The organism is Bacillus sp. 522_BSPC, assembly GCF_001076885.1.
Taxonomy (GTDB): Bacteria; Bacillota; Bacilli; order Bacillales; family Cytobacillaceae; genus Niallia; species Niallia hominis.
Genome location: NZ_JVDT01000269.1, coordinates 1 through 6,242, shown reverse-complemented (window position 1 = coordinate 6,242; position 6,242 = coordinate 1). Strand labels below are relative to the sequence as shown.

Below are 6,242 nucleotides of genomic sequence, written 5' to 3'. Positions count from 1 at the left end.
AAAACCTCATTTAATTTGGAGAACTAGACTTTTTCAGTGCCCTCAAAATTTCAATATGATTTTTATAGTAACAAAAGATTAACGATTTGTCTTTTATTTAGACATGACACTTTTATTTTTTTATCTTTCCCCAAAAGCAGAAACAATTAACAAAATGCTCTCTAAAGCAATTGGGTATAGTAAAAAAGAGAATAAAGGAGAGAGGGATTTTATGAAGCTTGATATCATTGGAGATATTCATGGATGCTATGAGGAGTTTAAACTTTTAACAGAGAAATTAGGTTATAGATGGGATCAGAATTATCCACAGCATCCAGCAGGGAGAAAACTAGCGTTTGTTGGAGATTTAACAGATCGCGGCCCTGCTTCCTTAGCTGTAATAGAAACTGTTTATTTATTACTCAAAAAGGATTTGGCTTATTACGTACCTGGAAACCATTGCGATAAATTGTATCGTTTTTTCTTAGGACGAAATGTGAAAATTGCCCATGGTCTAGAAACAACCGTAGAAGAATGGAAGCAATTAAATAAAAGAGAACAGGAAAGAATAAGAAAAATGTTTAAAGAATTATATGAGAATGCACCATTATATCATGTGCTTGACAATCAAAAGCTTGTTATTGCTCATGCTGGCATTCGGGAGGATTACATTGGCCAATATCATAATAAAGTAAAAACATTCGTACTGTATGGGGATATCACAGGCGAGGTACATGGAGACGGTTCACCTGTAAGAAGAGATTGGGCAAAATATTATAAAGGAAAATCCATCATTGTTTATGGACATACACCAGTAAGCAATGTAAGAGAAATCCATCGTACCTATAACATTGATACAGGCGCAGTATTTGGAGGAAAATTAACAGCACTAAAATATCCAGAACTAACTAGCGAATCTGTCCCATCCAGTATGCCTTTTATTGCAGAGAAATTCCGTACTTTTGATGAAGAGTAGGAAACAAGGATAGGTGAGTGAATTAATAAAGAGTTAGAGATCTGTCTTCGATCCTTAACTCTTTGTCATTTTTTGCTTCAACCTTTTCATATCGTCCGGGAGATCAATTGTAAAAGTCATTGTTTGTTTTGAAACTGGATGTGTAAATTTAATAAAAAAACAATGTAATGCTTGCCGATCAATATCGATTCTTTTCCCACCATATAAGTCATCCCCATGAAGTGGGTGTCCTTTATAAGAAAGATGTACTCGTATTTGATGAGTTCTTCCTGTCTCAAGTGTTAATTCTACTATAGAATAATCTACATCCTGTGATAAGACTTGATAATGGGTAATGGCTGTTTGCCCATCTTCTCGAACTTCTCTTTTAATTATACTGTCTTGGCACCTGCCAATTGGCTCATTAATTATATCACGTAAGGGAGAAATTTCCCCTTCTGCAATAGCGATATATTTTCTTTTTACATCTCCAGTTTTTTGTTGCTCACTCAGTAAATGATGAATATGGCGATGCTTCGCAATAAGTACTAATCCTGATGTATCTCGATCTAAGCGTGTAACAATATGAGTTGTTGCTTCAATGCCCTGCTTTTTATAGTAATCAACTAAGGCATTTGCCAAACTGCCTGTAGGATGCTCTCTTGAAGGGATCGTATTCATCCTAGCATTTTTTTGCACGATAAGAATATACTCATCCTCAAAGATTATGTTTAAAGGAATGGATTCTGGTGTTAATCCACTACTAGGCAACTCAGGCGGAAAGAGAACAACTAAATGATCATCCCTTTTTAAAAAATAGCGAACGTTTTCTTCTTGATCGTTTACCAGGATTTTTCCACCTTTAAACTTTATATCTGTTAAAGCTGCCTTTGAGATACATTGTGTTTTCAAAAATTCTTTAATGGTAATGCCTGCTTCATGCTGTATAACCCACTCTAACAAAAAGCTCAAACTATCGCTCCTGTCTATTTCTTATTCAGAAATGAAAGAATCATGTACTCGTTTCCAAAATGGGAACGAACGAAATCTTGCAAACCGTACTTTTTCTTCTGCTACACGATATTGAATCGAATGTACTTTTTTATGTAATAGATTCAAATGATCAATCGAAATTTGAAAATTCGGTTCATTAACTGGCTTTAAAACACATGTATGATGTTTTGGTAAAATCAATGGGGAGCCAACCGTTCTAAAAACACGATTATTAATGGACGCCATTTCTGCCAGCTGAATGGCTTCAATGGAAGGATGTACAATTGCCCCACCTAATGCTTTGTTATAGGCAGTACTTCCAGAAGGTGTTGAGACACAAAGACCATCTCCTCTAAACCGCTCGAAATGCTTACCGCTCATTTCCACATCCATGACAAAGGTTCCTTCTATACTTTTCACCGTTGATTCATTTAATGCTAAGTATCTCGTTTCCTTCTCTTCGTTCTGATATCGTACAACCACTTCCAATATTGGATATTCAATGATGTTATAAGGCGTTTTCGCTATCGCAATCACTAGTTTTTCCAATTCAGCTGGAGTCCAATCTGCATAGAATCCTAAATGACCTGTATGCATACCAACAAATGCTGTTTTGTCTAAACGATTGCTGTAGCGATGAAATGCATATAGAAGTGTTCCATCTCCCCCTACAGAGATAACAATATCTGGCTCTTCTTCATCATATTGAAGTTCAAAATCAAGTAAGTATTGTTTGATTATTTGCACTAAGTTTTCGGATTTTGAATCACCCTTTGAGGTTACGGCAAATTTCATTGTTTAGTAGCTCCTCTTCTCAGTTTAGGAATGCAGAATATATATTTTTAACTTAGGAAAAAAATACTAACTATTCTTGTCATTTTCTTTTTTTCGATTAAAGAAAGCTTGTGCTTCTTGAATTTCTCCACGGATTAAGGACATTTCTTTATCTAAACGAAAGGCTGCTTCAGCAGCTCCCTGCAACCTCATTTTAATATCTTCGGGAAATTGGCCCTTATACTTATAATTCAGTGAATGTTCAATCGTCGCCCAAAAGTTCATCGCAAGGGTACGAATTTGGATCTCAACTAGGAGCTTCTTTTCCCCAGTAATGGTTTGTACTGGATAGACAATTACCACATGATAGGAACGATAGCCGCTTTCTTTACTATGTAATATGTAATCTCTTTCTTCTACAATTTCAAAATCATTTCTTTGTCTTAATAGTTCAACTACTCTTATAATATCGTCAACAAATGGACACATCATACGAAGTCCTGCAATATCTTGCATTTCCGTTTCTAATTTGTCTAAAGGAATTCCTTTTTCATTCGCCTTATCTAATATACTTGCAATCGGCTTTACGCGCCCTGTTACAAATTCGATTGGAGAATGCTCCTCTTCATGATCAAATTGTCGTCGCATTCCTTTTAGTTTAACCTTTAATTCATCCACTGCCTGTTTGTAGGGAGCCAAAAATTGATCCCACTGTTTCATATATAACACCTCATTTCCAAGGTTTCTTTTTGAGACGAGGTATTTCACTTATAGAAAATCTGTTAATTTATTCTTGTTCTCTATACAGGAAGACTAGCACCTAATTTATCCCATTCACTGTGCCGTTGTACCTGCCAAAACTAATCAACAAATTTTATAGAAAAACGGATGAAACCGCTTTTTCCATATCCTCTCCATAATTTCCATTTCCTCGAATATTTTCAATTAAATATTCCAATTCCTCTTTAAAATTCTCAAGCAATAATTCCCCATTTAAAGCCTTAATAAAGAATGCATTATTTGCTTCTAATGCCACTTTACAATCCTTCCACACCATTTCTGGAATTTCTAGATAAACATATTCATTTTCTTTTTCAAGTAAATATATAAACGCAAGAGAATCAGAGTCAACCAGCATTTGACCACTTGCCTTTGTGTTCTCTAAATTCGCATCCTCCTGCAATTGAAATACCAGTTCATTTTCTCTTACAATACTCTCTGTAATCTTCCATTTTTGTTTCATCATTCACCCTCCAACTATGCATTATTTTACCACAACCAAAAGAATTATCATAGAAAAGCGCAAGGTACCCGTTTAGGGGCGTGTGGGATGGAGCGACCTTTCCTGAGATATATAAATGTCAACACAAATATGTACAATTTTGCTTGCGTAAGGATGTACAAAATCACTCGTTTTCTTGCGTTAAATGAGCCTTTAATCGATAAGAATCACCTACAATGGTTACGACAGTTGCGTGATGTAAAATACGATCTAAAATCGCATTCGCTAGTTTAGTCTCTTGAAAAATTGTATCCCACTCTTTGAAATTTACATTTGTAGTGAGAATCGTACTTTTCTTTTCGTATCTCATGTCAATGAGCTGAAAAAAGAGCTTCGCATCTTCCGCATCTATTGGCAAGTAACCAATTTCATCTACGATTAAAAGCTTGTACTTGGCATAATGCTTTAAACGACTTTCTAAACGGTTTTCCAACCGTGCTTTCTTCAAATTCTGGATTAAATCATGGCACTTAATAAAATAAGTACTAGTTCGTTTCTTCGCTGCGGCAATTCCGATTGAAGTGGCCAAATGGGTCTTTCCAACACCACTTGTACCCAAGAAAACGATATTTTCATTCTCCTCTATAAAACGGAGCGTTAAAAAATCTAAGATTTGTTGTCGGTTAATGGAGGGTTGAAAATCAAAATCGAAATCAGTTATTTCTTTACGATGTGGGAATGCACCTACTTTCACCATTGCCTGTGTCATATTTTGCTCTCGGACATCAATTTCATAGTTCGTTAATTTAATCAAAGTATCATTAAAGGACAATTGATTATTTACACTAAAGTCTATGACTTCATTTAAATGTAACGTCATTTGCTTAAGCCCCAGATACTCTAGATTCTTTAATAATTGCTGATGATTTGTTGTTACTTGATTCATTATTTATACACTTCTCCAATCGCTGCTAAGTTCTTTTTCGCTAACTCATCAATATTAGGATAGTTAGGCATAGAAACCCCTAGTGATTCCTGATAGTGGGTTTCTTGATAATTTAATTTCTTCCCACTTAAGGGATGTTGTGCGATGAGCTCCGTGTTATAATAAACCCATATTTGATCATCATACACTTGTAGTCCAACTCTCTTTCCTTGGTATTTTGCTGGTACCGAGTATTGATTCGATTTGTAAGAAATCATGTTGGAGGCATTCACCTTTACAAGCTTATGATTGATTCGATAGAAATCTCTTACTTGGACAGTTGGTAGCTGGTGTAAGAGGTTCTTTTCTTTTTTAAATTCTAATACTGGTATCTTGCCAGTCCCCTGATGTACCTCATGATTGACTCGATTACATAAATCCTGTACAAATCGGTGTAATTCTTCTAAGGTCAGTTGACCTTGATAAGCATGAATTTCATCTAATAGTTTCATCGTTGTTTCTACTTTTCCTTTTGTACGTGGTCTGCCTGCTACACAAGGTTTTACTTTAAAACCAAAGTCGTTAGCGAATTGTGCAAACTTATTATTCACTTTTCCGCTAGAAAATTCTGTTCTAGCTTCATCCATAACTGTTTTCATATTGTCCGTAATTATCTCTGAAGGAACACCACCAAGTGCTTCAAATGTTTCCGTTAAAAACGAAAACAATGTACTTTGTGATTTAGAGATACTTAGATGGAACGTGCGGAACCTTGAATAAGAAAGAACAAGAACGGCCACATTCACTTCTACCTGTTGACCATCCTTAGTATCAAATAGAATACTTTCTTTCCAATCTAGTTGTGCTTGTTTACCTGGTGCTGTTTCAAAACGAGCTGCCCCTTTGGGGGAGGCAATCTTTTTGTCCTCATCAAAATAAGCTTTAAATTCTGGTATTCTAGCTATATACGCCCTAAATGTAGAAGCCGAACAATCAAGACCATGATTATCTTTTAAATATTGCCAAAGCACCCTCCGATAATAAAACTTCTGTTTCGAATCCTCCGATAAAAGTGCGGCTATAATTTCATAATATTCATCAAGCATAGATGCCTTTTTCCTTGTACGTTTTGGAATAAACCCATTGAGATATTTATCGATTGTTCTACGATCTACCCCTAATTCCCTAGCTAATTCACTTTTATTAATTTTCATCTTTAACTGCTCCATTACTTGTTTGAATTTTCCTAAATCTGAAAGACTCTTAATCTCAAAATCTGTTTCAATATTTAACTTTATGTACATACTAATCACCCAATATTAGTATGTAATTCATAATCAATTTTGTACATCTTTATTCAAGCACGTTTGTACATATTTAAATTATCATTTCTA

The 6,242-nt window shown here is 35.2% G+C and carries 7 protein-coding genes; 1 reads left to right on the top strand and 6 read right to left on the bottom strand.

Annotation, left to right across the window (positions count from 1 at the left end; translation table 11 throughout):
* Positions 1 to 211 precede the first annotated feature (211 nt).
* Positions 212 to 955 (top strand): bis(5'-nucleosyl)-tetraphosphatase PrpE, encoded by a 744-nt coding sequence (gene prpE / locus ADJ83_RS22755; RefSeq protein ID WP_031540160.1) that lies wholly within the window; start codon positions 212 to 214, stop codon positions 953 to 955.
* Positions 956 to 1,009: 54 nt separating this feature from the next.
* On the opposite strand, the gene ADJ83_RS22750 is transcribed toward prpE, so the two are convergent.
* The 6 genes from ADJ83_RS22750 to istA form a co-directional block, all read right to left on the bottom strand.
* A complete protein-coding gene (locus tag ADJ83_RS22750) occupies positions 1,010 to 1,906 on the bottom strand; it encodes an RluA family pseudouridine synthase (RefSeq protein ID WP_031540161.1) in 897 nt (298 codons plus the stop codon).
* Positions 1,907 to 1,927: 21 nt separating this feature from the next.
* A complete protein-coding gene (locus ADJ83_RS22745) occupies positions 1,928 to 2,722 on the bottom strand; it encodes an NAD kinase (protein ID WP_031540163.1) in 795 nt (264 codons plus the stop codon).
* A gap of 66 nt (positions 2,723 to 2,788) precedes the next feature.
* Entirely contained in the window at positions 2,789 to 3,421 is a 633-nt protein-coding gene (locus ADJ83_RS22740) for a GTP pyrophosphokinase (RefSeq protein ID WP_031540164.1), read from the bottom strand.
* A 154-nt stretch (positions 3,422 to 3,575) separates the two neighbouring features.
* The gene (locus ADJ83_RS22735; protein ID WP_031540165.1) at positions 3,576 to 3,944 is read right to left on the bottom strand and encodes a hypothetical protein; all 369 of its coding nucleotides are present in this window, start codon (positions 3,942 to 3,944) and stop codon (positions 3,576 to 3,578) included.
* A 163-nt stretch (positions 3,945 to 4,107) separates the two neighbouring features.
* Positions 4,108 to 4,869, bottom strand: a complete 762-nt coding sequence (gene istB, locus ADJ83_RS22730; protein ID WP_048717505.1) for an IS21-like element helper ATPase IstB — start codon at positions 4,867 to 4,869, stop codon at positions 4,108 to 4,110.
* Positions 4,869 to 6,152 (bottom strand): IS21 family transposase, encoded by a 1,284-nt coding sequence (istA, locus tag ADJ83_RS22725; RefSeq protein ID WP_048717507.1) that lies wholly within the window; start codon positions 6,150 to 6,152, stop codon positions 4,869 to 4,871. Before istA ends, istB begins: the two co-directional genes overlap by 1 nt.
* Positions 6,153 to 6,242 lie beyond the last annotated feature (90 nt).